Source organism: Brevibacterium senegalense (assembly GCF_000285835.1).
In the GTDB taxonomy this organism is placed as follows: domain Bacteria; phylum Actinomycetota; class Actinomycetes; order Actinomycetales; family Brevibacteriaceae; genus Brevibacterium; species Brevibacterium senegalense.
Genome location: NZ_HE978611.1, coordinates 41,901 through 62,517, shown reverse-complemented (window position 1 = coordinate 62,517; position 20,617 = coordinate 41,901). Strand labels below are relative to the sequence as shown.

The following is a 20,617-nucleotide window of genomic DNA, read 5'->3' as shown; positions in this document are numbered from 1 at the left end:
TGTGAATTTCCGAAGTCGTCTGCACAGGCGACCTGCACGTTCGAGACAGTGTGCACAGAAGTTTGATCGCCCGGCGTGTCCGTACCCGTGTGCACGATCGGCTTGTTGTTCCATAGTTCTGTGCACGACGAAGCGGTCGCTGAGGACCGGGTTCCTGAGCGTGGCCTGCTGACCGTCCCCGAAGAGGTGTGGGCGGTTGCGGTGCGCCGGGCGGAGGTGATCGGCCCGCTGGCCGAGGCCGGGATGGCCGGTGAGGAGGCGGTGGCGGCGGCAGCCGAGCAGCTGGGCATCTCGCGCCGGCAGGTCTATGTCTTGATGCGTCGGTGGCGCGAGGGGCAAGGCGTGGTCTCCGATCTGGTCCCGGGGCGCTCCAGCGGTGGCCGCGGCGGCCAGCGGCTGTCGGTCGAGGTCGAGGCGGTCATTCGGGAGGTCGTGCGCAAGCACTACCTGACCCGGCAGCGCAAGACGACTGCCGCGGTCCACCGCGAGATCACGCGGGTATGCCGTACCCGCGGCCTGCCAGTGCCTTCACTGGGCGCGATTACGCGCCGCATCGCCGGCCTTGACCCAGTGGCCGAGACAACAGCACGTCAGGGAGCAGACGCGGCCCGGGCGCTGGAGTCGGCCGGCGGGCGGGTGCCACCGATCACCGGTGTGCTGGAGCAGGTGCAGATCGACCACACCGTGGTGGACCTGATCGTGGTCGACGAGCACCACCGCCTGCCGATCGGCCGGCCGTACGTGACGGTCGCGATCGACGTCTTCTCCCGGTGCATCGTGGGCCTGGTGATCACCTTGGAGGCACCCTCGGCGCTGTCGGTGGGCCTGTGCCTGGCGGACATGGTGACCGACAAGCGGGCATGGCTGGAGCGCCTGGGGCTCGAGGTGGACTGGCCGATGGCCGGCAAGCCTGGCGAGCTGTATCTGGACAACGCGGCGGAGTTCAAGAGCGAGGCTCTGCGGCGGGGCTGTGAGGAGCACGGGATCACGCTGGGCTACCGGCCACCGGGGCGTCCGCACTACGGCGGGATCGTTGAGCGGGTCATCGGCACGCTGATGGAGATGGTCCACGAGCTGCCCGGCACGACGTTCTCCAACCCGGCCCAGCGCGGCAGCTACGATTCCGATGCCGAGGCCGCCTTGACGGTCGCGGAGCTGGAGAAGTGGCTGGCCCTGGCGGTGGCGAGCTACCACGGCACGGTTCACGGCACGACGGGGCAGACGCCGCAGGCCCGCTGGGCGGCTGGCACGGCCCAGACGCCTGCGGTGACGGTGGCCAACGAGACTGCGTTCTTGGTGGACTTCCTGCCGGTGATTCGCAGGACGCTGACGCGCACCGGGTTCGTCATCGACCACGTGCGCTATTTCAGCGACGCGCTCAAGCCGTGGATCGCCCGTCGTGGGCAGCTGGACCGGTTCGTGATCCGCCGCGACCCGCGCGACATCAGCCGCATCTGGGTGCTCGACCCAGAGGGCGGGTCCTACCTGGCGGTGCCCTACCGAACGCTGTCCCATCCGGCGGTGAGCGTGTGGGAGCACCGCGCCGCGCTGGAACGACTCCGGGCGGAGGGTCGGGCGCAGGTCGATGAAGAGGCGCTGTTCCGGATGGTCGAGGAGATGCGCACCATCACCGACACCGCCAGGTCCACCACGCGCAAGGCCCGCCGTGACGCCGAACGCCGCAACAGAGCCGGCGCCGCGGCCCCACGGGACAAGCCAGCCGCGGCGGTCCCGCCCGACGACACCCCGGCTGATGGCGCCAGCAGGGCCAGCACCGCTGATGCGGGGTCCGTGGCGCCATTCGAGGTGATCGAGCAGTGGTGAGCCAGGGCGACTACGGGGCCGGTGAGGACGTCGCAAGTGATGACCTGGATCATCTGCACGACAGCGCCCGGGCCGTGGCCCGGCTGCCGGCGGAGGAGCGCGTGCGGCGCGTGCGCGCCGACCGGTGGATCGGCTACTCCAGAGCCACAGCAGCGCTGGAGCGACTGGAGACGCTCTACAAGTGGCCGGGCAAGCAGCGCATGCCCAACCTCTTGCTGATCGGCCCGACGAACAACGGCAAGTCGATGATCATCGAGAAGTTCCGCCGCCTCCACCCGCCCACGTCCCACTCCGATCGTGAGCAGATGCCGGTGCTCGCGGTCCAGATGCCGTCAGAGCCCTCGGTGATCCGCTTCTACGTCGCGCTGTTGGCCGCGATGGGAGCACCGCTACGCCCGCGCCAGCGCCTGGCCGAGTTGGAGCAAGCCACCTTGGCGCTCCTGCGCGCGGTCGGGGTACGGGTCCTGGTCATCGACGAGCTGCACAACCTCCTGGCTGGGCGCGGTGAGACCCGGCGCGAGTTCCTGAACCTGATCCGGTTCCTGGGCAACGAGCTGCGCATCCCGCTCGTCGGGGTCGGCACCCGCGAGGCCTATCTGGCGATCCGCTCGGATGACCAGCTGGAAAACCGTTTCGAGCCATTCCCCCTGCCCCGCTGGGAACCGAACGAGGAGACCCGCACACTGCTGGCCAGCTTCGCCGCCGCCTTCCCGCTGCGCCGACCCTCGACGATCGCCACCGAGGACATGGCCCGCTACCTGCTCTCTCGCAGCGAGGGCACCATCGGAGAACTCACCCACCTCCTCACCGACGCCGCAGTCGCAGCAATCGAGTCCGGCGAGGAGGCAATCAACCAACGAACCTTGCTCATGGCGTCCTACGTCGGCCCCACCGAACGACGCCGAATGTTCGAACGCGAGCTGGCATGACCGCTCGCTGGCCCCTCCACCCACCACCAAGTGAGGGCGAGGCGCTGACGTCCTGGCTCAGCCGACTCGCCGAGGTCTACGGCTTGAGCGTCGAGGAACTCATCCGGCACAACCTCGGTTCGCCGGGCCGCGATCTTCTCGACCACCGCACCAGCGCCCTGGATCTGAACCCGCCCTCTGTGGTGCTTTCCGTGCTGGCCGAGCGCACCGGCGTACCGCTGGACCAGCTGCGCCATATGACGATCGCCGGCCAGGTGCCCTGGCTCGTGGACACACTCGATTCCGAGCCAGTGTCCGGGGAGGCGTTCGACACCTACGTCCACCAGGACTCGGTGCTCCTGACCGCGAAGGAACGCCCCGGGCGGCAGGTGCCCGGCTGGCGTGCCTGGTTGCCGACCGACCCCAAGCGCGGGCCGCTGCGCCGGGCCTGCCCGACCTGCCAGAGCACCTCCGCGGCCGGCACCTTCGGATTCACCCTGATCTCCCAGCTCCCGCTCACGCTCAGCTGCCCGCACCACGGCTGCTACCTCGAACCCGCCTTCGGCGGCCTTGGCGCCTTCGCCGCCTGGGAGGAGCAGGACACCCGCGCCCGGGCTGCACCGGCCGCGGTCTTCGTCATGGACGCACGCACTCACCAGGCCCTACGCACCGGCACGGTGACCCTGCCGCGCCGATCCGTGCACGCGGGAGTGTGGTTCCGGCTGCTACGCACCCTCATCGACGAGCTTTCCGGCCCCGTCTCGGCGCTACGCACTCGCTCCCACCGAAGCGTCCGGCGCATCTGGCACACGGCCGGTCACCCCATCCGCGCCGGCATGGTCGCTCCCTGGCACCCCTACGAATCGCTGCCCCGGGCCCGACAGCAGATGCTTCTCGAAGCTGCCGCCGCCACCCTTGACCTCATCGAGACGGGCGAGGTCATCGCCCACGGCACCCTCGCGTCTCTCCTGACTCCTGAGCCGCACCGGCCCGTCCCCGACGGCACCCCACCAGACCGTCACTACTGGCAGGAAGCCGAGGACGCACTCAACACGGCAATCGCCCTCGCCCAGCATGACCCCGCCGCCGCCCGGCAGCTGCTGGCCACCCTTACCGCCCTGACCCGCAGCGAGGCGACCTTCCAGCGCATTCGCGATGACCTGATTGCCCTCGGTATCCCGGACGACCACCTCCCACCGACGCTGGCGGAGCAGCGTGCACGGCAGATACCGGCGAACGCCTGTCACATCTTGAGCGACGACCCTTCGCAGGACATAGAATAGATGACGGATTAAGTGACATGTTCACCATGGAGAGCCGTCTCGCTGCAAACTGTCACGTAATCGGTCGAATAAGTGATGGAGGTCGACGCCGGTGCTGGTGGGGTACACGCGGGTCTCGAAGGCCGACGGATCACAGACCACCGACCTGCAGCGCGACGCGCTCACCGCCGCCGGGGTCGACCCGAACGCTCTGTATGAGGACAGGGCCTCGGGTAAGAAGGAGGGCCGTCCCGAACTCACCGCCTGCTTGAAAGCCTTACGTCGCGGCGACACCCTCGTAGTCTGGACGCTCGACCGGCTCGGCCGGGACCTGCGCCACCTGGTCAACATCGTGCACGACCTCACCCAGCGGGGCATTGGCCTGAAAGTGCTGACCGGTCAGGGCGCGGCCATCGACACCACCACAGCCTCCGGCAAGCTCGTCTTCGGCATTTTCGCCGCGTTGGCCGAGTTCGAGCGTGAGCTCATCTCCGAACGCACCATCGCCGGCCTGGCCGCCGCGCGAGCACGGGGCCGAAAGGGCGGACGTCCCTACAAGATGACCCCCGCCAAGGTTCGACTGGCCATGGCCTCGATGGGGCAGCCCGACACCAACGTTGGCGAGCTGTGCAGGGAGCTCGGCATCGCCCGACAGACGCTCTACCGCCACGTCTCACCCAGCGGTGAACTTCGCGAAGCTGGACACAAAGTCCTCGCGCAGAGCCGGAGCAGGTGACGGCCCCCGGGTCAAGGACCGGTCGCAACTCACCTCGATGGTAAGCATTCCCCACGACCGGGTACCGGCGTCCACCCAATCGGCGGACGGCCCGGGTGGCGGCGAGCCTGCACCGATGACCGGCGATGAGCACCTGCGGCTCGTTTGGCCGCAGTGGCAGGGCGGGGGAACTTCCCGTCAACGTCACTACTCGGGCCGGTTCTGGTCGGCGACCGCGGGTGGGCACGTGCCGTATGAGAGCCGGCTGGAGCTGGCATGCGCACCGGCGAGCGGCGAAGCCTTGCGGTTTATCGCAGCCACAGTAAGGCGACCCGGCCGACACCGCATGGCGCGTCGAGTCGATCTGTTGTGGCCGCGAAATCCGAGAAGAGCTACGTGAGGCCCGTATCCCCGCTCGCGGCTGTCGATCCTGCCGCCGTGTGAGTCCCATAGGTCCGATGCCAATAGATCAGCGGCGCCGTTGGCGTGGCGTGCGCGGTATTGACAGTGCCGATGACAAGGGTGTGGTCGGCGATGGTGACGAACTCAGTCACGGTGAACGTAATCCAGGCGTGAGCGGTCGGCAGTCGCGGAGGCTCAGCGTCGATGAGTTCGTACTCGGCGGGGAGGTCGTCCTTGTTCTTGCGGGCGTAGCGTGCCGCGATGTCTGCTTGGTCGGCGGTGAGGACATTGACCCCGGCGACAGCTCCCACATGGAGCCTCGACAGCAGCGACGAAGCGTTGTCGAGTGAGACCAAGAGCATCGGCGGGTCCATCGACAACGAGGTGAACGCACTGACGGTGGTGCCGTGTGGTGAACCGCCCGCCCGCACGCTAACAACGGCAACGGCAGCCGGAACCTGCGCCATCACGCCACGAAACTGCTGCGTCGTGGTTCCGTCATGCACGTGCTGTGATGTCATCGGCTGACAGGCCTCAACGGTTCCGGCGACAGGTGTTCGGCGATGCGGTGCAGCACCCTAGCGGCATCGGAGAGCTGTTCCTGATCGATGCCATCCAGGGCATGACGCAAGATCTCACGACGCGCGGCATGGACGCTGCGCAGCGCACGGGCGCCTTCGGCAGTAATGCTGATCAGGTACGCGCGAGCGTCGCTGGGCACCCGCTCACGGCGCACCAACCCGGCATTCTCGATCCGCTTCAAGCGCGGCGTGATCGAGGAGACATCGACCCTGTGACAGGCCGCGATGTCCGAGACCCGCAGGGCACCGTAGGTGTCCACATACTCCAGCAACGCCCACGACGCCGGCGGCAGGTCATAGCCACATCGCTGCGCCACATCGCTGGCGGTGGCGCGATCGGCCAGCAGCCGCAACACCGTCGCCAGGGAACGCTCCAGATCATCCAGGACCCCGTCATCGAGGATCGCACCATCAGCCATGCTCGCCACGCTAACCACAACCACACCGAGAAACAAGTTTGGGCTAACTAACTACCTCACGTAGCATTGTGTGGTGCCCACCACCCACGTCGAGGAGCATCTGCTGTGAAACTATCCATCGTTGACCTCGGTACGGTCGCCCCCGGAACCACGGAGAAGGACGCCCTGGCCGACACTCTGGAGAATGCCCGACACGCGGAGCGGCTGGGGTACCACCGGGTCTGGTTCGCCGAGCACCATCTGAGTCGCTCGGGAGCCTCGCACCATCCCGAGCTGCTGATCGCGGCGGCAGCAGCATCGACCTCCCGCATCAGGTTGGGCTCGGGCGCGGTGCTGATGAACCACTACAGCCCGTTCAAGGTCGCGGAGATGTTCAAGCAGTTGGAGGCAATGGCGCCCGGCCGGATCGATCTGGGCATGGGACGAGCCACCGCGGGTCCGGTGCTCGATGCCGCGTTGCAACAGAACCGCCAGCACCCCGCTCAGGCCGATCACCAGCAGCAAGTCCTGGAGACTCTGGCCTGGCTGTATGAGTCATTCCCCGAAGACCATCCCTTCGCCGGGCACCCGCTGATGACCACCGTGCCCGAGGTCCCGCAGACCTGGCTGCTGGGGTCCAGCCCGAACGGGTCGAACCTGGCGGCTGGCCTGGGTATCGGCTACACCTTCGCCGGGTTCATCAACCCGCCGGGCGCAGCCCCGGCTCTGCGCCACTACCGCGAGAGCTTCGAGCCCCAAGGCTTCGGGCTGGACTCGCCGCGGGCGATCCTCGCGGTCAACGTCGCCGTGGGTGAGACCAGTGCTGAGGGCCTGCACCTGGCAGGCTCCCCCAAGGGCTACTACGCGCGGCTGCGCCGGGCCGGCCGGGAAGCAGGGGCGGTCATGGTCCCCACCCCCGAAGAGGCCGCCCGCGAGATGAGCCAGACCGAGAAGGACGAGCCGGTCACAATCATCGGCGGACAGTGGCCCAAGTTCGTCGCGGGCAGTCCCGACGAGGTGCGCGCCACGCTGGAGCAGATGGTCGAAGAGAGCGGGGCCGACGAGCTCATGATCCAAGACCTCATCGCCGATCCCGCCGACCGACGCCGCTCTCACGAACTCCTCGCCCAGGCATTCGACCTCAAGCCACAGCCGGAACCCGCCGAGACCGAACAGGGCCAGCGGTGAGATTCGAGGACTACTACGAGATCATGCAGACCATCGCCCGGTACGGGCATGCCCTCGACGCTGGCACAGTGCCCTTTGCTCAAGTGCTCACCGAAGACGTCGAATTCGACTTCACCCATGCCGTCCCGCCCGGTCAGCCGGGCTCCGTCGTCAAAGGCAGGGAACGTGTCCTTGAGGCGATGACCGGCAGCGCCGACGACCCGTACACCTACCGGTCGACCCTGACGCGTCCTGCGCTGTCCCACCACACAACCAATAGCGAGGTCGTCGCCGATCGCGGTGACGAGGTCCAGGTGCGCAGCAAATTCCTTCGGCTGGGAAACACCCAACCCGGCCCCATGCCAGTGCTGATCGGGCAGTACCTCGACACACTCAGGCGCACGGATGCCGGCTGGCGCATCAGCCGCCGCGAAATCATCTCCCACGGACTATGAATCTGCGCAGGAAAGACCGACGGAGTTGCCTTGGTCATCCTCAGCCGCGGGAGGGCGAGGGTGTGGCACCCAGCGTAGCCGCGACGCCTCTGCGCACTCGAACATGGATGCATGCCGATGAGCATGAGTGGGCGGAGGCTCGGTGAGTATCAAGTGTTACTCGCGCGGACCCGGATCGTGCACTGGGCCGGTTGGCCCTCTGCCTATGACCGCGTGACGGTTATCGTCGTGCGTGACGGCAGCGCGCTCCTTTAGCTCGTGCAGAGGACTTCGGGCATTTGTGCAACGGGCTTCGGACATTGACAAGAGGATGGATCACATGAAGGACAAAGCGATCGACGAGCTGCCCCAGGGGCACCCCGCCTGGATTGCTGCCTACGCGGGAGTGGTGATCGGCGGGCTAGTAGTGCTCGGCTGGTTCCTCACTCGCCTGTTCGAGGCCGCGCACCAGGAGGGCCGGTTCCCGTCCCTGTTCGAGCTGCTGACGGTCGAGAACATCTTGATCGGGGCCGGCCTGTTCGCCGTCCCGATGATTGCCGGGCTGATCGTCGTGCAGCTCGTCGCGAGGGGCCGGCGGCGTCGCCACCTGATCGCGCGATAGCGATCCGCCCGCGCCGCGGTGCGGACGTGTCCGATACGCTCCCGGAAGCTCTGGGGGGAGTTTCGATGACTGAGCGGGTGGCCGAACAAGTGCGGCGACTGCTGCACGAGCAGCCGGAGCTTGAAGTCGTGTTCACCGATGCGCTCACCGCCGACAGTTACCTCCACAGTGGGCGCAGCGGCCGCCCAGTGCTGTTCCTGCACACGGCGCACCGCCAGCTCGTTGACGAGCTGCGCGGCCGCGGTGATGACCCCGGCCGACCGCACTAGTCCAATGGGCGGGAGGCGTTGCGCAGCTCGTCGACGACTTCGCGATGCTGTGGGTGTACGAACAGGATGAGGGCTTGGCCGTGCGTGCTCAGAAGATGACTGTCGACGGTGATTGCGTCCACGAATCGGATGTCGACGGCAGGATCTTCCAGGAGAGCGCGGCGAATAGCCGCGAGGGTGCGAGCAACGGTCATGGCCGCGTCGGCAGGCTAGTGGGCCGCGCCGAGTTCGACGAGGAGGACGCCGCCGATGATGAGGGCGATGCCGAGCGCCATGACCCAGGTGAAGGGTTCTTTGAACAGGAACTTGCTGGCCACGGCGGTGAGGGCAACGCCCGAGGCGGCCCAGATGCCGTAGGCGACACCGATGCCGAGCCCGAGGGCAAGGACTTGGGTGAGGAAGAAGAACGCGCCGAGGTAGCCCACGACGACGGCGATGTAGAACAGTTTCCGTCCGCCGGTTGCGAGGCGCAGGGAGAGCGCCGCGCCGACTTCGAGGACGATCGCGAGGATGAGGAAGAGCCAGACCATCAGATGCTCGCCTCCCTCTTGCGCTGCGCCGCTTGCGATCCGAGTTCGACGGTGAGAACACCGCCGATGATCAACGCCAGGCCGAGGATCATCACGCCGGTCAAGGGCTGTCCGAACAGAAGTGCCGCCAGCACCGCCGTCAGGGCGACGCCCATCGCGCCCCAGATCCCGTACGCAACCCCGAGGGCCATCCCCTCGCGCAAAACGAGCGCGAGAAGCGTGAACGCGCCGACGTAGCCGATCGCCACAAGGATGTACCAGGCCGGGTGGTCCTGGCCGGCTTGGAGGGCGAGAGAGCCGGCGACTTCACTGATGATCGCGCCGGCAAGCAGGAGCCATTTCTTCATAGTCAGTCCTTCACGAGGTTGTGGGCGAAGGCGCGGAGCTGCGCCAGGTCGCCGGGGGTAGGAGGGGAGACGTTGGCGGCTTCAGCAAGCCACCCGCCGTCGGCCAGGAGGCGGGCGGCGAGCAACCGGGTGCGTTCGTCCGGGGCGACGTCATCGGGCACGACAAGCCAGGGCGCGAGACGTTCGGCCCAGCGCTGCGTGAGCGAGCGGCGCAGCTTCGGATCACTCATCGCCACCAGGTCGGTTTCATCGAACCCCCCGGACAGTGACCAGTCGACATACGCGCCGATGCGCGCGGCCGGGGCCGCGCCCTCCGGTGACGACCCGAGGCGTGCGACCAGTCCCTCTTCCCAGCGGTCCAAAACGGAGTCCACCAGGGCGAGCATGAGAGCTTCCTTCGTGGGGAAGTGATACATCACCCCCGGCTTGGTCAGCCCCACACTCCGGGCCACGGAATCCAGAGACACCGCCCGCCCCTCGTCGAGCTGAGAGAAGGCGGCCGCCAGGATCGCGGGGCGAGGATCGGTGCGCATGAGTGTAGGTTACCATCCGGAAGGTAAGGGTCATCACCGCGAGCCGAGTAGGCCGAAAACGATCGATTCCGGCACGGCCGCGAGCTGCACCGCGGCTGTCATTTTCAGGAGCCGGCTGCACGTCCAGCCCCGTGTTCTCGGGGTTGTGCAGTCAGGCTGTTGAACGCTGATCGTTCAGTACTCGTGTGCGCAACGTTGCGAATTGTCAGAAGTCGCCTGCACGAAACGCCCTCGTCCCGGGTGGCACAGCAGCCGCCGTCGGTCCTACTCGTTCGCCTCGTCGGTCACCAGTGCCAGGTATCGGTACACGGTGGCCCGGCTGACGCCCAGCAGTTTGGAGATCTCTGGAGGAGTGAGCCCCGCGTGCCGGTACTGGCCGGCCTGCCGGACCTTCTCGCTATCGGGGGTGACGGTCGGTCGGCCACCCTTGCGGCCGCGGGCGGCGGCCGCGGCCAGGCCGGCCCGGGTGCGTTCGGCCAGCTGGTCGCACTCGAGTTGGGCGAACGCGGACATGACGGTGAGCATAGCTTTGCCCATCGGTCCGGTCGTGGTGATTCCCTCGGTCAGTGACCGGAAGTAGATGCCCTGGGACTCGAGGGAGTCGACGAGGTCGAGTAGCTGTCGGGTGTTGCGGCCCAGCCGGTCGAGCTTCCACACGACCAGCTCGTCCCCGGCCCGGGCGTTGTCCAGCAGTCTCTCCAGCTCCGGGCGCTTGGCCTTCGTCCCGCTGACGCCGTGGTCGGTGTAGACCCTCAGGCACCCCGCGCTTTCGAGGGCATGGATCTGCAGGTCCGCATTCTGCTCCAGTGTGCTGACTCGCGCGTATCCCAGACTTGCCATCCGTACCTCTTCTCAAAAACTCGACCTGTTTCGCCTAGTTGAGACTGTAGCGAATGAGACAGGGTATTGAGACGAAACGCGCTGGCGGCCGCGGTTGGGAAATCGTTGAAATCACGGTCGAACTGGATGCTCGTTCGGTGTGCTTGGGCGAATAGGCCGGGCGTCGCATCAAGCGAACGATTGCTGAGGCAACTGGAACGCCGTGCTGTGCATACGACTTCTGGCATTCGTGCAGGCGACTTCTGAAACTGACAGGCGGCGCAGCGGCAGGATGCTGTCAGAGGAGGTCTAATTTTGCCTAGTCAGACAGAACTGCCCATAGGATCCGAGGACTCTGACGGGCACCCGCGCGGCCAGGTCGTCGGGTACGTGCGCGTCAGCAGCGCAGACCAGAATCCGGCTCGACAGTACGAGGCCATCGGTCGCTGTGACCGGGTATTCGAGGACCGCATGAGCGGGAAGTCGCGAGCGAAGCGGAAAGGGCTGGCAGAACTTATCAGCTATGTCCGTGAAGCGGACACGGTGCGGATCGCGAGCCTGGATCGACTCGGCCGAGACACGCGTGATCTTCACGCACTGGTCGACGAGTTGACCGCGAAGGGCTGCACTGTGGAGTTCGTGTCCGAGGGGATCGCCGTCGCCCGTAACCGCTCCCCCATGCATGAGCTGTCCCTCACGCTGCTGGCTGCTATCGCTCAGTTCGAGCGAGCCAGGGTCCGGGAGCGGCAGGAAGAGGGTATCGCTCTCGCCAAGGCCCGCGGCGTCTACGACAAGCAGCGCGCACTCACCGACGAGGACGTCGAGGCGGTCCGCGCGCTCATCGACATGGGGGTGCCGGCGGCGGAAGTTGCGCGGCGGTACAGCGTCAGTCGCCAGACGATCTACACCGCACTCCGAGGTGTTGGCGCATACAGGAGAGTCGGCTAGCGTGATAGCTCGCTCGCTTGCTAGCATGCCAGCATGAAGCTGCGCGAAGCTGGAGGAGATGGAGGAATCATGGGTGATCGCGAGGCTGGTGCCGCTGCGCCTGAAGCTATGAAAGGGGTCCGCCTCCTTCCTCCGCAGGGTGCAGGCAGTCCTTACGGGCTCCTGATCGAAAACACTCCGCGAGGCACTGCGGTCGTAGCCATGCATGAGGGGGTTCGGTCGGAGCCGGAGAGGAGGGTGGAGGAGTTGCGGGGTCGAATGGCCGCGAACGGGTGGATGACGATAATGCTCGGATTGGTAATGATCGGCTTGACCTCCTTCATCTTGGCGCTATTCGAGGTTCCAGCCGTGATAATCGCGGGAGTCATCATTGTGATGGTGATTGTGTCCTGGGGCATCGCGGCGCACTTCTACCATCCGGGAGATTACAGGGTTGTCGAGACGCCGGCGCCATCCAGGGATGACCGAGGCTGGGCCGCCAGAATGCACTCGAAAATGCAGTCGGAGGGCACCTTCGAGCAGGCAGCCGGGGCCTGCGTGTGTGGGTTTGACCCGCTCGGGAAGTTGATCGGACAGAGGGTGCTCACCGATGAGACCGTGAGCCGGCTTGCAGTGAGTCGAGACACAAAGTGGGCGCTGAAGAGTGGTCCCCGCTGGGCAGTTTTCGTTCTTCCAGGTGGATGGGCGGATGAGGTTCGCGGCATGGACGCTGATGACGCATGGGCGCGGCGAACGGCCTGGGAGCAGTGGTGCATGTCCCGTGAAGTGATGCGAGGAGAGTAGGGCTGCGCGCCATGCCACTAGTGACTCCACCGCCTCCCGAACGTGTGCGCATCCTCAACGCTCATCCTGTTCCGCGGTACTGGGAATACCGTCCGCGACTCCGGGTGCGCGCGCGGGTCGAATGGGAAACCGGCGTCGAGTACCGGGTCGCCAGTGCAGACCGCTACTCGCGCATGGGGCTCGTATTCGTGCACCTTCCCGATCCGCGGCTTGCCACCTGGGGCGCGTGGCTCAGCGTCGCTGACATTGACGTACTGAATGACGTTGCGCTGCCGGAGGACTAGCGCGCTATCCAGTTAGCACGCCTGCGTGCTTGCTCTATATCGTGCTATCACGCTATTCTGCTCGCATGGTATCTCACATTGAAAGGAGGGCGTCATGATCGTTGCGGTCATCAACACCAAAGGCGGAGTCGGGAAGACAACGACCTGCATGTACCTGGCCGAGGCCGCCAGGCGAGCCGGCCGGCGGGTGACAGTCTGGGACGCGGACCCGCAGGGATCGTCGCTCACGTGGAGTGACCAGGCTGCAGCCGACGAGGCGCCCATTCCATACTCGGTCGTCGGTGTGCATCAGCGCCGGCTCACGCGAGCGGCAGCTACGCAGGCCGGGGGAGACGTCCTCATTGACACTCCGCCGGGAGACCCGCAGATCATCTCCCGCGCCGTGGAGGCCGCTGACATTGCCGTCGTCGTCACAGGCCCTGGCGGAGCTGATGTGGAGCGGGCGATGGAGACGATGGACCACTACACCGGCACCACGCCTGCACTGCTCCTGCTGACGCAGTACATCAAGCAGGAGAAGGACTCATGGACCACCTGGCAATCGTTGCGGTCCTCTGACTATCCCGTCTTTGACACTCGCATTCCACGCCGAGCGGCCATTCAGCGGTCCTACGGAGCGACGATTGACGACGACCTGCACGGCTATGAGCGACTACTCGATGAAATCGTGCACGTACTTGATGAACTGAATGCTGAGGGGGACTCTGATGGCTGACGCAGGAAAGCTTGGGAAGCTGCGCGCGCGGACGGGCGCGGCCAAGAAGGATGAGCCGGCCGGCGGCGCTGATCCCGTCCCGCCGATCCGTCCGAGCACGAGGGTGAAGGCTGCTGACCGTAAGGCGCTCATGGTCCGACTCGATGATGACACTCACCGTGCTCTTAAGAGGTACGCCTTCGAGCACGACACGAGCATCCAGGCAATTGCCGAAGGGCTGCTGCTGGAGTTCCTCGAACAGAAGAGTTAGCAGGCTCTAGCGTGCTAGCACGCTAGCGCGCTATGGTGATAGCACCATAGGAGGTCATCATGCTCCCACCAGTCACGATGCTCACGAAACCGCAGTGCGTTCAGTGCAAGATGACGGCGCGCAAGCTCGACGAGGCAGGCATCGCGTACCAAACCATTGATCTGACCGAGAGCGAAGCGGCACTGGAGTGGGCGCAGGGACACGACTTCATGTCAGCGCCGATCGTCGTGGTGGGAGACATGGAGACCGAGGACTTCAACGCCTGGGCCGGCTTTCGTCCCGACAGGATCGACGCACTCGCAGCATTGGGGGAGCCGTGAGTGACCGAGCGTTGAAAGAGAAGCAACACCTTATGGATAGGTCCTGGATCATCGTGGCGGGAATGGTGCTTGCCGTCCCGCTGGGTGTGGTTATCGCGCTCGGACTGGACTTCCTGCCCTTAGGCACCTCAGCGGAACCAGAGGATGGCACGGGCGTCGCAGTGCAGCTCGTGCACGTGATCGACGGAGACACGCTCATCGTGGAGCGGGAAGCCGGCGAAGACGAGCGAGTCCGCGTCCTTGGCATCGACACACCCGAGGCCGCACGAGAGGGCGAGCCGGGGGAGCGGTGCGCAGCCGAAGCCACTGCCCTCACGGAAGAGTTGACCGCCGGCGGAGACGTGACGATCACCCCTGACCCCTCACAGGCGGAGACGGACCGCTACGGCCGCACACTGGCCTACGTCGAGGTCGACGGGGACGACGTGGGCGCAGCCCTGCTGGAGGCCGGTCTGGCCGAGGTCTACAGGGCAGCCCCAGACATCGAGCGATACGCGGCGTATGAAGAGCTGGAGGCGCAGGCTCCAGACCCAGCCTGCGAGGGAGGTTCATGATGATGTTGCGCAGCGACTGACCGTGTGCCCACTTTCATGGCCGGCTGAGCGCATCACGTCACCAGAAACTCGGGCCGGGACTCCCTGTAGTCACGCTCAATGACAAGACGATGTGGGCTCGATCACGGACGGTTACCGTGGGCGTATGGCACGGGGAAAGAAGAGCACGCACGTAGACGGGCAGGGATCGCTTTTTGACCTGCTGGACATGGAGCCAGATGCTCCGCAGCTGACACCCGGAGAGGATGAGCTAGATGCTGAAGCGAACGAACCCGATTCAGGACTACGTACGGCGGTACGCCCCGAGCCAGTACGCGGAGATTCAGAACCCGGAGACGTTCTTCCCGCAGATGCTGAACGAGCTGCAGGAAGCGGAGGACGCCGCCCTGGTGTCGATGCAGGGCGAGACGTGGAGGCCGAGCGACGAGGACAGGGCGAACCCGCTGAAGATGCTGGGCGAGTACCGGGCCAGGACGAACGCCGCGAGCGAACTGGCGTGGCAGGAAGTGGTGCTCGACCGGTTCCCGCCGGAGGTGGACGAGACCGGGGAGCCACTGGCCCAGGAGATTCACCCGCTGGAGCCGGAGGACGAGAGCCTGCTGGACTGACCCCCGACCCGCAGGAGCCGGCCGCCGAACCGTTTCGGCTGGCTGCGGGCGACCAGTATCCGCCCTCTGGTGCCAAGAGCCGCTTCCAGGCGAACCTGCGCGCTATCGAGACAGCCCGCGCCCTCGACGCCGAGGACCGCCCCGCGACGCGCGAAGAGCAGGAGGCACTGGCCGCGTGGTCGAGCTGGGGAGCCATCCCCGATGTGTTCGACGATCGCAAAGACGAGTGGGCGACCGAGCGGGAGCAGCTTAAAGCCGTCCTCAGTGCTGAGGACTACGAGGCCGCTGGCCGCACGATTCTCGATGCCCACTACACCGACCCCGCACTCATCACCGCGATGTGGCAGTCACTGTCCGACCTCGGCCTCGACACGGGGAAGGTCATCGAACCAGGTTCAGGGTCCGGCAACTTCATCGGAGCAGCCCCGGCCGGCATGACGATGACGGGGGTGGAGATTGATCCGATCACGTCCTCCATCGCCCGCCACCTGTACCCCGACGCAGACATTCGGAACGAGTCCTACGCAGAGACCACCATCCGCCCCGACTCGTTCGATGCAGCCATCGGCAACGTGCCGTTCGGCCGCGCGCGATTGCTCGATGAGACATGGAACCCCGGCCAGCGGTTCAACGTCCACGAGCACTTCATCCGTAAGTCACTGGGAGGGCTGCACGACGGGGGAGTGATGGCAGTCGTCACCTCCGCCTCGACCAGTGACCGCCGGAACCCCGTGCTACGCGCTGAGGTCGCTGCCGAAGCAGACCTCCTGGGAGCAGTGCGCCTGCCGAACGGCGCGCACCGCCGGCAGGCCGGCACCGACGTGGCCACCGATGTGCTCATCCTCCGCAAGCGGATGCCTGGAGAAGAACCCACCCAGGAGACCCTGGACTGGCAGACCGCCACACCCGTGACGGTCACCGACTCCCAGCGTGGACTGGAATCCGAGCAACGACTCAACACGTACTACCAGCGCCGCCCCGAGAACGTCCTCGGACGCCTGGATGTGAGTGGGCAGTGGGGCAATCTCGCCATCGTGGCCGATGACCTCACCACCGTGCCAGATCAGCTCCGGGGCAGGATGACGGCAATCACGGCCGCTGCCGTCGCGGCTGGACGAGGATACTCCCCGCTGTCCGCGGCCGCCGAAGCCGCCCGCGACCACCGCGCGGCCACGGAGACCAGCCTGACCCCCGGCACCGTCGTCGAAGAGGACGGGCAGTTCCAGAAGGTCACCGGGCAGGGCTACCTGCAGCCGATCACGGTGCCGAAGAACGCCGCCGCCGAGGTCCGCTCCCTGATGGGGCTGCGGGACGCGATGAGCGCGCTCATGCGCGACCAGGCGGCAACCGTCGCGGACACCGCTGAGTCCGTCCAGCTGCGGGAGGACGCCCGCGCAGCATGGCAAGCGCATGTCGACCGGTACGGCCCGGTCAACCGGTGGACGCCGAAGTGGAAGACGGTCACGCAGAAGAACGAGGAGACCGGCGAGACCGAGAAGGTCCGTGAAGAGACTCGTGAAGCCCCGAAGGCCACGCGGATCATGCGCCAGGACCCTGGCTTCGCACTGGTCATGGCGGCCGAGCAGTTCAACGACGAGGCGCAGACGGCCACACCCTCCGACATCCTCACGAAGCGCACCGTGACCGTGGAGCGGCCACTGCTGGGCGCGGACACCGCCGAGGAAGCTCTCGTGCTGGCGATCAACGCCACCGGCACCGCGGACCTGGAGCAGGTCGCCGTGCGACTGGGCACAGACGTGCCCACAGCGCGGCAGGAGCTCGGCACGCTGGTGTTCGACGATCCAGAGGACGAGTCCTCGATCATCACCCGCGCCGAGTATCTGTCCGGGCATATCCGCGACAAGCTCGACGTCGCGCGCGCGAAGGCCGAGCAGGACCCCGAGGGGCCGTGGCAGACAAACATCGACGCACTCGAAGCCGTCATCCCCGAGGACGTGCCGCTCGAAGACATCGAGGCGACCATCGGAGCAGTGTGGATCCCCGTCTCCGATCACGAGGCGTTCCTGCAGGAGATCTCCGATGACGACTACGCCGAAGTGATCCATCCGGGAGCCGGCTTCTGGGAGGTCAAGCCCGGCGCAGCCGGCCGGCAGACCGTGGCTGCCATGTCCGAGTGGGGCACCCAGGATCGCCCCGCGCACGACTTGTTCCGATCCCTCCTGCGCGGCTCGACCATCGAGGTACGCCGGAACATCGTGGATTCCGATGGGGGCAAGTCCAGCTACATCGACTCCGAGGCGACCGAGGCCGCCCGCGAGAAGGCCGAAGCGATCACCGAGCGGTTCTCCGAATGGGTGTGGGAAGACCCTGATCGCGCGGCACGACTCCACGCCGGCTACAACCGACTCTTCAACTCCTACGTGGCCCGCGATTACACCCCCGAAGCTGAACGCTTGGAGCTGCCAGGACTGTCAGCAGACTTCACGCCGCACGAGCATCAGCGCACCGCTGTCGCGCGCATGGTCGCTGAGCCCTCCGTGGGGCTGTTCCACCAGGTTGGTGCCGGCAAGACCGCTGCAATGGTCATGGGGCTGACGGAGATGAAGCGGCGCGGACTCGTCTCGAAGCCAATGATCATCGTCCCGGGACACATGCTGGAGCAGTTCACCCGCGAGTGGAAACAGCTTTACCCCAACGCACGTCTCTTGGCCGGCGACTCCACCGACATCGCGGCACCGAAGGGTGACACGGCCGCGCGCCGCGCCTTCATCGCCAAGGCCGCGATGAACGACTGGGACGGCATTCTCATGACGCACAGCGCGTTCGAGAAGATCAATGTCCGTGACAGCACCCGGAAGGCATACACCGACAAGGTGCTTGAAGAGCTGCGGGAAACGCTCTCGCGCGCGCAGCAGCTCGAAGGGGGAGACCAGCGCAGCCGCACGCAGAAGTACATCCGATCCGCCATCGAGCGCGCCCAGGCCAAGCTCGAAGGCAAGCTCGCCGGCGCAGACCAGGCGGGGCTCACATTCGAGGACATGGCAGTCGACTACGTGGCCGTCGATGAGGCGCACCTGTTCAAGAACCTCGCCACGACCTCGAACATCCAGGGAGCCGGCATCGACGGGTCCGGTCGCGCCAACGACCTGGAGATGAAGCTGAACTACCTGCGCGACACCTACGGTGAGCGCGTCACAACGATGGCCACGGGTACACCGATCGCCAACAGCATCACCGAGGCGCACGTGATGATGCGCTACCTGCGGCCCGACGTCCTCGAAGCGACCGGAGTCCGGCACTTCGACGACTGGGCCAACACGTTCGGTGAGTTGGTCACCCGGTTCGAGCGCGACGCCGCCGGCAACCTGAAGCAGCGCCAGCGGTTCGCCAAGTTCAAGAACGTGCCCGAGATGCTGGGTGGGTGGCAGCAGTTCGCGGACGTGAAGATGACGGAGGACCTGACCTACCTGAACCGACCTGACCTGCGAATGAACGACGATGGTGAACGGATCGCCCGGTACGAAATCATCCCGGAGTCAGAAGCTCACGCCGAGTTCATGGTCGACCTCGAAGAGCGACTTAAGAACCTGGAAGGCACGCGGCCGGAGAAGGGCGAGGACAACCACCTCACCGTCTACGGCGACGGCCGGAAGGCCGCACTTGACCCGCGCCTGGTCGGCATGGAGACCGACGAGACGGTGAAGCTCGACATCGTGGCCTCGAACATCGCTGAAATATGGGCGGAGAACCGCGACAACCTCTACACGCTCGATGACACGACCGATGAGCAGTCCTCGAAGCCCGGTGCCCTCCAGATCGTGTTCTGCGACCTGAGCGCCCCGAAGGAGGACGAGTGGAACGCCTACGACCAGCTCAAGGACTCCCTCGTGGAGCGGTACGGGATGGATCCCGACCGCATCCGCTTCATCCATGAGGCCGGCGACGCGGAGGAGAAGGCTGCACTCTTCAAGCAGGCCCGAGACGGCGACCTCGACGTACTGATCGGGTCCAGCGAACGAATGGGAACCGGCGCGAACATCCAGCGTCGCGCGGTAGCGCTCCACCATGTCGATTGCCCCTGGCGGCCGGCGGAGCTGACCCAGCGAGAAGGCCGCATCCTGCGGCAGGGGAACCAGAACTCCGAGGTCGATGTCATCCGCTACGCGACGGAGAATTCCTTCGACAGCACGAGCTGGGACACCATCGGTCGCAAGGCATTCGCCGTGCAGCAGATCATGCGCGGGAAGATCGACGTGCGCGAGCTGGAAGACCCCGGCGATATGGCACTCGATGCACAGCAGCTCATGGCCGCCTCCAGCGGCAATCCGCTGCTGGTGGAGAAGGTCGAGTTGGAGACTGAGGTGAACAAGCTCGACCGCCGGCGGCGGGGCCATGACCGCGCGCAGTTCGCGCTACGCGGCCGGCACGAGACCGCGCAGCGGGAGGCCGCCTACGTTGAGGATCAGTTGCCCCGGATTCGCCAGCTCATCGAGGCATCCACGGATACGAAGGGCGATAAGTTCAGTGCGCAGGTCAGCGGCCGGCTCTACGACGACCGCGGCGATGCCACGGCCGCCCTGGTGCGAACGATCACCGGGCAGGTGCCGAACCCGCACATGCCGGTGATTCCGCCGTTCATGGCCAACGATGTGGTGGCCCTCGGAGGCCACACGTTCTCCTTGCGCAGCTCCGGCGGTGACCGCCGGCGGGCTGAAGTGCGGCTGGAGATGAACGCGACAGACGTTCCCGGCACTGCGGTGTCGGTGCCGTGGCGTGACCTCGTGAAGGAGCCGCCGGCCCAGCTCGCTCTCATGGTCGAGAACCGTGTCGCCGGCCTACCGGCCGTCGTGGAGAAGCTGACGGAACGCGGGGCGGCAGCCGCTAAGGAAATCGAAGCGACCGACGCGCTGCTCGGCCAGCCGTTCAAGCAGGCCGCGGAGCTGAAGGAAGCCCGCGGCAAGCTGGATGCCCTCGTGGAGCGGATCACCGCCGAACAGGCAGCCGAGACTGCCACCGAGCCCGCCGAGCCACCCTCGAACGGCAGCACCGATGCGCCCGTCCGCGACCGCCACTCCGCGACCGTGAGCGCACGTGAGCGCCTGTTCGGCACGCAGGGAACCTCAGCGCAGGGCCAGAGTCAGCCGCGACGAGCGGTCACGGACTCTCAGCACACCCGCGAACAGCACGAGGTCGAACGCTCATAGGCAATGGTCTCGTTCCTCTTCTCAGTGAGCGTGAGTCCAGGGAGTCCCGGCCCGAGTATCTGGTGACGTGATGCGCGGTCCCAGCCATGAAAGTGGGCACACGGACAGCCGGCCACACTGCCTGAGAGAATGAGCGGACCAGACGGAGAGGGGAACACGGTGGAGTCATCGAGCGAGAA

The 20,617-nt window shown here is 66.2% G+C and carries 24 protein-coding genes; 17 read left to right on the top strand and 7 right to left on the bottom strand.

The window, feature by feature from the left end; translation table 11 throughout:
• The first annotated feature begins 120 nt into the window (after positions 1-120).
• The 4 genes from HGBR_RS15355 to HGBR_RS15340 all read left to right on the top strand — a co-directional run bounded on the left by HGBR_RS15355 (position 121) and on the right by HGBR_RS15340 (position 4,730).
• Positions 121-1,824: a Mu transposase C-terminal domain-containing protein gene (locus HGBR_RS15355; protein WP_026077648.1), complete on the top strand. Its 1,704-nt coding sequence runs from the start codon at positions 121-123 to the stop codon at positions 1,822-1,824.
• Positions 1,821-2,753 carry a TniB family NTP-binding protein gene (locus tag HGBR_RS15350; RefSeq protein ID WP_147522578.1) on the top strand — a complete coding sequence of 311 codons (933 nt, stop codon included), beginning with the start codon at positions 1,821-1,823 and terminating at the stop codon, positions 2,751-2,753. Before HGBR_RS15355 ends, HGBR_RS15350 begins: the two co-directional genes overlap by 4 nt.
• Entirely contained in the window at positions 2,750-4,015 is a 1,266-nt protein-coding gene (locus tag HGBR_RS15345; RefSeq protein ID WP_019160231.1) for a TniQ family protein, read from the top strand. Before HGBR_RS15350 ends, HGBR_RS15345 begins: the two co-directional genes overlap by 4 nt.
• 91 nt (positions 4,016-4,106) lie before the next feature.
• Positions 4,107-4,730 (top strand): recombinase family protein, encoded by a 624-nt coding sequence (locus tag HGBR_RS15340; RefSeq protein ID WP_019160230.1) that lies wholly within the window; start codon positions 4,107-4,109, stop codon positions 4,728-4,730.
• A 371-nt stretch (positions 4,731-5,101) separates the two neighbouring features.
• On the opposite strand, the gene HGBR_RS18475 is transcribed toward HGBR_RS15340, so the two are convergent.
• Both HGBR_RS18475 and HGBR_RS15330 read right to left on the bottom strand, forming a co-directional pair.
• Entirely contained in the window at positions 5,102-5,632 is a 531-nt protein-coding gene (locus tag HGBR_RS18475; RefSeq protein WP_051013480.1) for a flavin reductase family protein, read from the bottom strand.
• A complete protein-coding gene (locus tag HGBR_RS15330) occupies positions 5,629-6,111 on the bottom strand; it encodes a MarR family winged helix-turn-helix transcriptional regulator (RefSeq protein ID WP_147522576.1) in 483 nt (160 codons plus the stop codon). The genes HGBR_RS18475 and HGBR_RS15330 overlap by 4 nt, the downstream gene beginning before the upstream one ends.
• A gap of 105 nt (positions 6,112-6,216) precedes the next feature.
• Here HGBR_RS15330 and HGBR_RS15325 point away from each other — a divergent pair, with 105 nt between their 5' ends.
• The 4 genes from HGBR_RS15325 (at position 6,217) to HGBR_RS15305 (ending at position 8,582) form a co-directional block, all read left to right on the top strand.
• Entirely contained in the window at positions 6,217-7,278 is a 1,062-nt protein-coding gene (locus HGBR_RS15325) for an LLM class flavin-dependent oxidoreductase (RefSeq protein ID WP_019160227.1), read from the top strand.
• Complete coding sequence (locus HGBR_RS19155; protein WP_019160226.1) at positions 7,275-7,712, top strand: nuclear transport factor 2 family protein; 438 nt, start codon at positions 7,275-7,277, stop codon at positions 7,710-7,712. Before HGBR_RS15325 ends, HGBR_RS19155 begins: the two co-directional genes overlap by 4 nt.
• 319 nt (positions 7,713-8,031) lie before the next feature.
• Positions 8,032-8,313 carry a hypothetical protein gene (locus HGBR_RS15310; RefSeq protein WP_147522574.1) on the top strand — a complete coding sequence of 94 codons (282 nt, stop codon included), beginning with the start codon at positions 8,032-8,034 and terminating at the stop codon, positions 8,311-8,313.
• Positions 8,314-8,378: 65 nt separating this feature from the next.
• Positions 8,379-8,582, top strand: coding sequence for a hypothetical protein (locus HGBR_RS15305; RefSeq protein WP_005053843.1), 204 nt, complete (start codon positions 8,379-8,381; stop codon positions 8,580-8,582).
• Here the strand turns inward: HGBR_RS15305 and HGBR_RS15300 are convergent.
• From HGBR_RS15300 to HGBR_RS15280, 5 genes are all read right to left on the bottom strand, one after another.
• Positions 8,579-8,776 (bottom strand): hypothetical protein, encoded by a 198-nt coding sequence (locus tag HGBR_RS15300; RefSeq protein ID WP_005053846.1) that lies wholly within the window; start codon positions 8,774-8,776, stop codon positions 8,579-8,581. The genes HGBR_RS15305 and HGBR_RS15300 overlap by 4 nt on opposite strands.
• Positions 8,777-8,791: 15 nt before the next feature.
• On the bottom strand, positions 8,792-9,112 hold the full coding sequence (locus tag HGBR_RS15295; protein ID WP_019160223.1) for a DMT family transporter: 321 nt from the start codon (positions 9,110-9,112) through the stop codon (positions 8,792-8,794).
• Positions 9,112-9,459 carry a DMT family transporter gene (locus HGBR_RS15290; protein ID WP_005053852.1) on the bottom strand — a complete coding sequence of 116 codons (348 nt, stop codon included), beginning with the start codon at positions 9,457-9,459 and terminating at the stop codon, positions 9,112-9,114. The genes HGBR_RS15295 and HGBR_RS15290 overlap by 1 nt, the downstream gene beginning before the upstream one ends.
• A gap of 2 nt (positions 9,460-9,461) precedes the next feature.
• A complete protein-coding gene (locus HGBR_RS15285) occupies positions 9,462-9,992 on the bottom strand; it encodes a TetR/AcrR family transcriptional regulator (protein WP_019160222.1) in 531 nt (176 codons plus the stop codon).
• Positions 9,993-10,256: 264 nt separating this feature from the next.
• Positions 10,257-10,832: a recombinase family protein gene (locus tag HGBR_RS15280; protein ID WP_019160221.1), complete on the bottom strand. Its 576-nt coding sequence runs from the start codon at positions 10,830-10,832 to the stop codon at positions 10,257-10,259.
• 369 nt (positions 10,833-11,201) lie between these two features.
• On the opposite strand from HGBR_RS15280, the gene HGBR_RS15275 reads away from it, so the two are divergent.
• The 9 genes from HGBR_RS15275 to HGBR_RS21105 all read left to right on the top strand — a co-directional run bounded on the left by HGBR_RS15275 (position 11,202) and on the right by HGBR_RS21105 (position 20,438).
• Positions 11,202-11,759 (top strand): recombinase family protein, encoded by a 558-nt coding sequence (locus HGBR_RS15275; RefSeq protein WP_245533364.1) that lies wholly within the window; start codon positions 11,202-11,204, stop codon positions 11,757-11,759.
• A 33-nt stretch (positions 11,760-11,792) separates the two neighbouring features.
• Positions 11,793-12,542 carry a hypothetical protein gene (locus HGBR_RS15270; protein ID WP_147522573.1) on the top strand — a complete coding sequence of 250 codons (750 nt, stop codon included), beginning with the start codon at positions 11,793-11,795 and terminating at the stop codon, positions 12,540-12,542.
• A gap of 44 nt (positions 12,543-12,586) precedes the next feature.
• Positions 12,587-12,826 carry a hypothetical protein gene (locus HGBR_RS15265; protein WP_147522572.1) on the top strand — a complete coding sequence of 80 codons (240 nt, stop codon included), beginning with the start codon at positions 12,587-12,589 and terminating at the stop codon, positions 12,824-12,826.
• Positions 12,827-12,920: 94 nt separating this feature from the next.
• Positions 12,921-13,541, top strand: a complete 621-nt coding sequence (locus tag HGBR_RS18465) for a nucleotide-binding protein (protein ID WP_019160217.1) — start codon at positions 12,921-12,923, stop codon at positions 13,539-13,541.
• Complete coding sequence (locus HGBR_RS15255; RefSeq protein WP_147522571.1) at positions 13,534-13,791, top strand: hypothetical protein; 258 nt, start codon at positions 13,534-13,536, stop codon at positions 13,789-13,791. Before HGBR_RS18465 ends, HGBR_RS15255 begins: the two co-directional genes overlap by 8 nt.
• A gap of 59 nt (positions 13,792-13,850) precedes the next feature.
• Positions 13,851-14,111 (top strand): glutaredoxin domain-containing protein, encoded by a 261-nt coding sequence (locus tag HGBR_RS15250; RefSeq protein ID WP_019160215.1) that lies wholly within the window; start codon positions 13,851-13,853, stop codon positions 14,109-14,111.
• The gene (locus tag HGBR_RS18460) at positions 14,108-14,665 is read left to right on the top strand and encodes a thermonuclease family protein (protein WP_019160214.1); all 558 of its coding nucleotides are present in this window, start codon (positions 14,108-14,110) and stop codon (positions 14,663-14,665) included. The genes HGBR_RS15250 and HGBR_RS18460 overlap by 4 nt, the downstream gene beginning before the upstream one ends.
• A 254-nt stretch (positions 14,666-14,919) precedes the next feature.
• Complete coding sequence (locus HGBR_RS20945) at positions 14,920-15,273, top strand: hypothetical protein (RefSeq protein ID WP_019160213.1); 354 nt, start codon at positions 14,920-14,922, stop codon at positions 15,271-15,273.
• Between the two features lie 338 nt (positions 15,274-15,611).
• Positions 15,612-20,438, top strand: a complete 4,827-nt coding sequence (locus HGBR_RS21105) for a helicase-related protein (RefSeq protein WP_315968878.1) — start codon at positions 15,612-15,614, stop codon at positions 20,436-20,438.
• Positions 20,439-20,617: the final 179 nt, after the last annotated feature.

Excerpts from the sequence above, each read along its gene's own strand:
- HGBR_RS15330 (WP_147522576.1), bottom strand. The coding sequence starts at position 6,111 with ATGGCTGATGGTGCGATCCTCGATGACGGGGTCCTGGATGATCTGGAG.
- HGBR_RS18465 (WP_019160217.1), top strand. The coding sequence starts at position 12,921 with ATGATCGTTGCGGTCATCAACACCAAAGGCGGAGTCGGGAAGACAACG.
- HGBR_RS18475 (WP_051013480.1), bottom strand. The coding sequence starts at position 5,632 with ATGACATCACAGCACGTGCATGACGGAACCACGACGCAGCAGTTTCGT.
- HGBR_RS15280 (WP_019160221.1), bottom strand. The coding sequence starts at position 10,832 with ATGGCAAGTCTGGGATACGCGCGAGTCAGCACACTGGAGCAGAATGCG.
- HGBR_RS15295 (WP_019160223.1), bottom strand. The coding sequence starts at position 9,112 with ATGGTCTGGCTCTTCCTCATCCTCGCGATCGTCCTCGAAGTCGGCGCG.
- HGBR_RS21105 (WP_315968878.1), top strand. The coding sequence starts at position 15,612 with ATGTGGCAGTCACTGTCCGACCTCGGCCTCGACACGGGGAAGGTCATC.
- HGBR_RS15250 (WP_019160215.1), top strand. The coding sequence starts at position 13,851 with ATGCTCCCACCAGTCACGATGCTCACGAAACCGCAGTGCGTTCAGTGC.
- HGBR_RS15285 (WP_019160222.1), bottom strand. The coding sequence starts at position 9,992 with ATGCGCACCGATCCTCGCCCCGCGATCCTGGCGGCCGCCTTCTCTCAG.
- HGBR_RS15305 (WP_005053843.1), top strand. The coding sequence starts at position 8,379 with ATGACTGAGCGGGTGGCCGAACAAGTGCGGCGACTGCTGCACGAGCAG.
- HGBR_RS15270 (WP_147522573.1), top strand. The coding sequence starts at position 11,793 with ATGAAGCTGCGCGAAGCTGGAGGAGATGGAGGAATCATGGGTGATCGC.
- HGBR_RS20945 (WP_019160213.1), top strand. The coding sequence starts at position 14,920 with ATGCTGAAGCGAACGAACCCGATTCAGGACTACGTACGGCGGTACGCC.
- HGBR_RS15345 (WP_019160231.1), top strand. The coding sequence starts at position 2,750 with ATGACCGCTCGCTGGCCCCTCCACCCACCACCAAGTGAGGGCGAGGCG.
- HGBR_RS15310 (WP_147522574.1), top strand. The coding sequence starts at position 8,032 with ATGAAGGACAAAGCGATCGACGAGCTGCCCCAGGGGCACCCCGCCTGG.
- HGBR_RS15300 (WP_005053846.1), bottom strand. The coding sequence starts at position 8,776 with ATGACCGTTGCTCGCACCCTCGCGGCTATTCGCCGCGCTCTCCTGGAA.
- HGBR_RS15255 (WP_147522571.1), top strand. The coding sequence starts at position 13,534 with ATGGCTGACGCAGGAAAGCTTGGGAAGCTGCGCGCGCGGACGGGCGCG.
- HGBR_RS15290 (WP_005053852.1), bottom strand. The coding sequence starts at position 9,459 with ATGAAGAAATGGCTCCTGCTTGCCGGCGCGATCATCAGTGAAGTCGCC.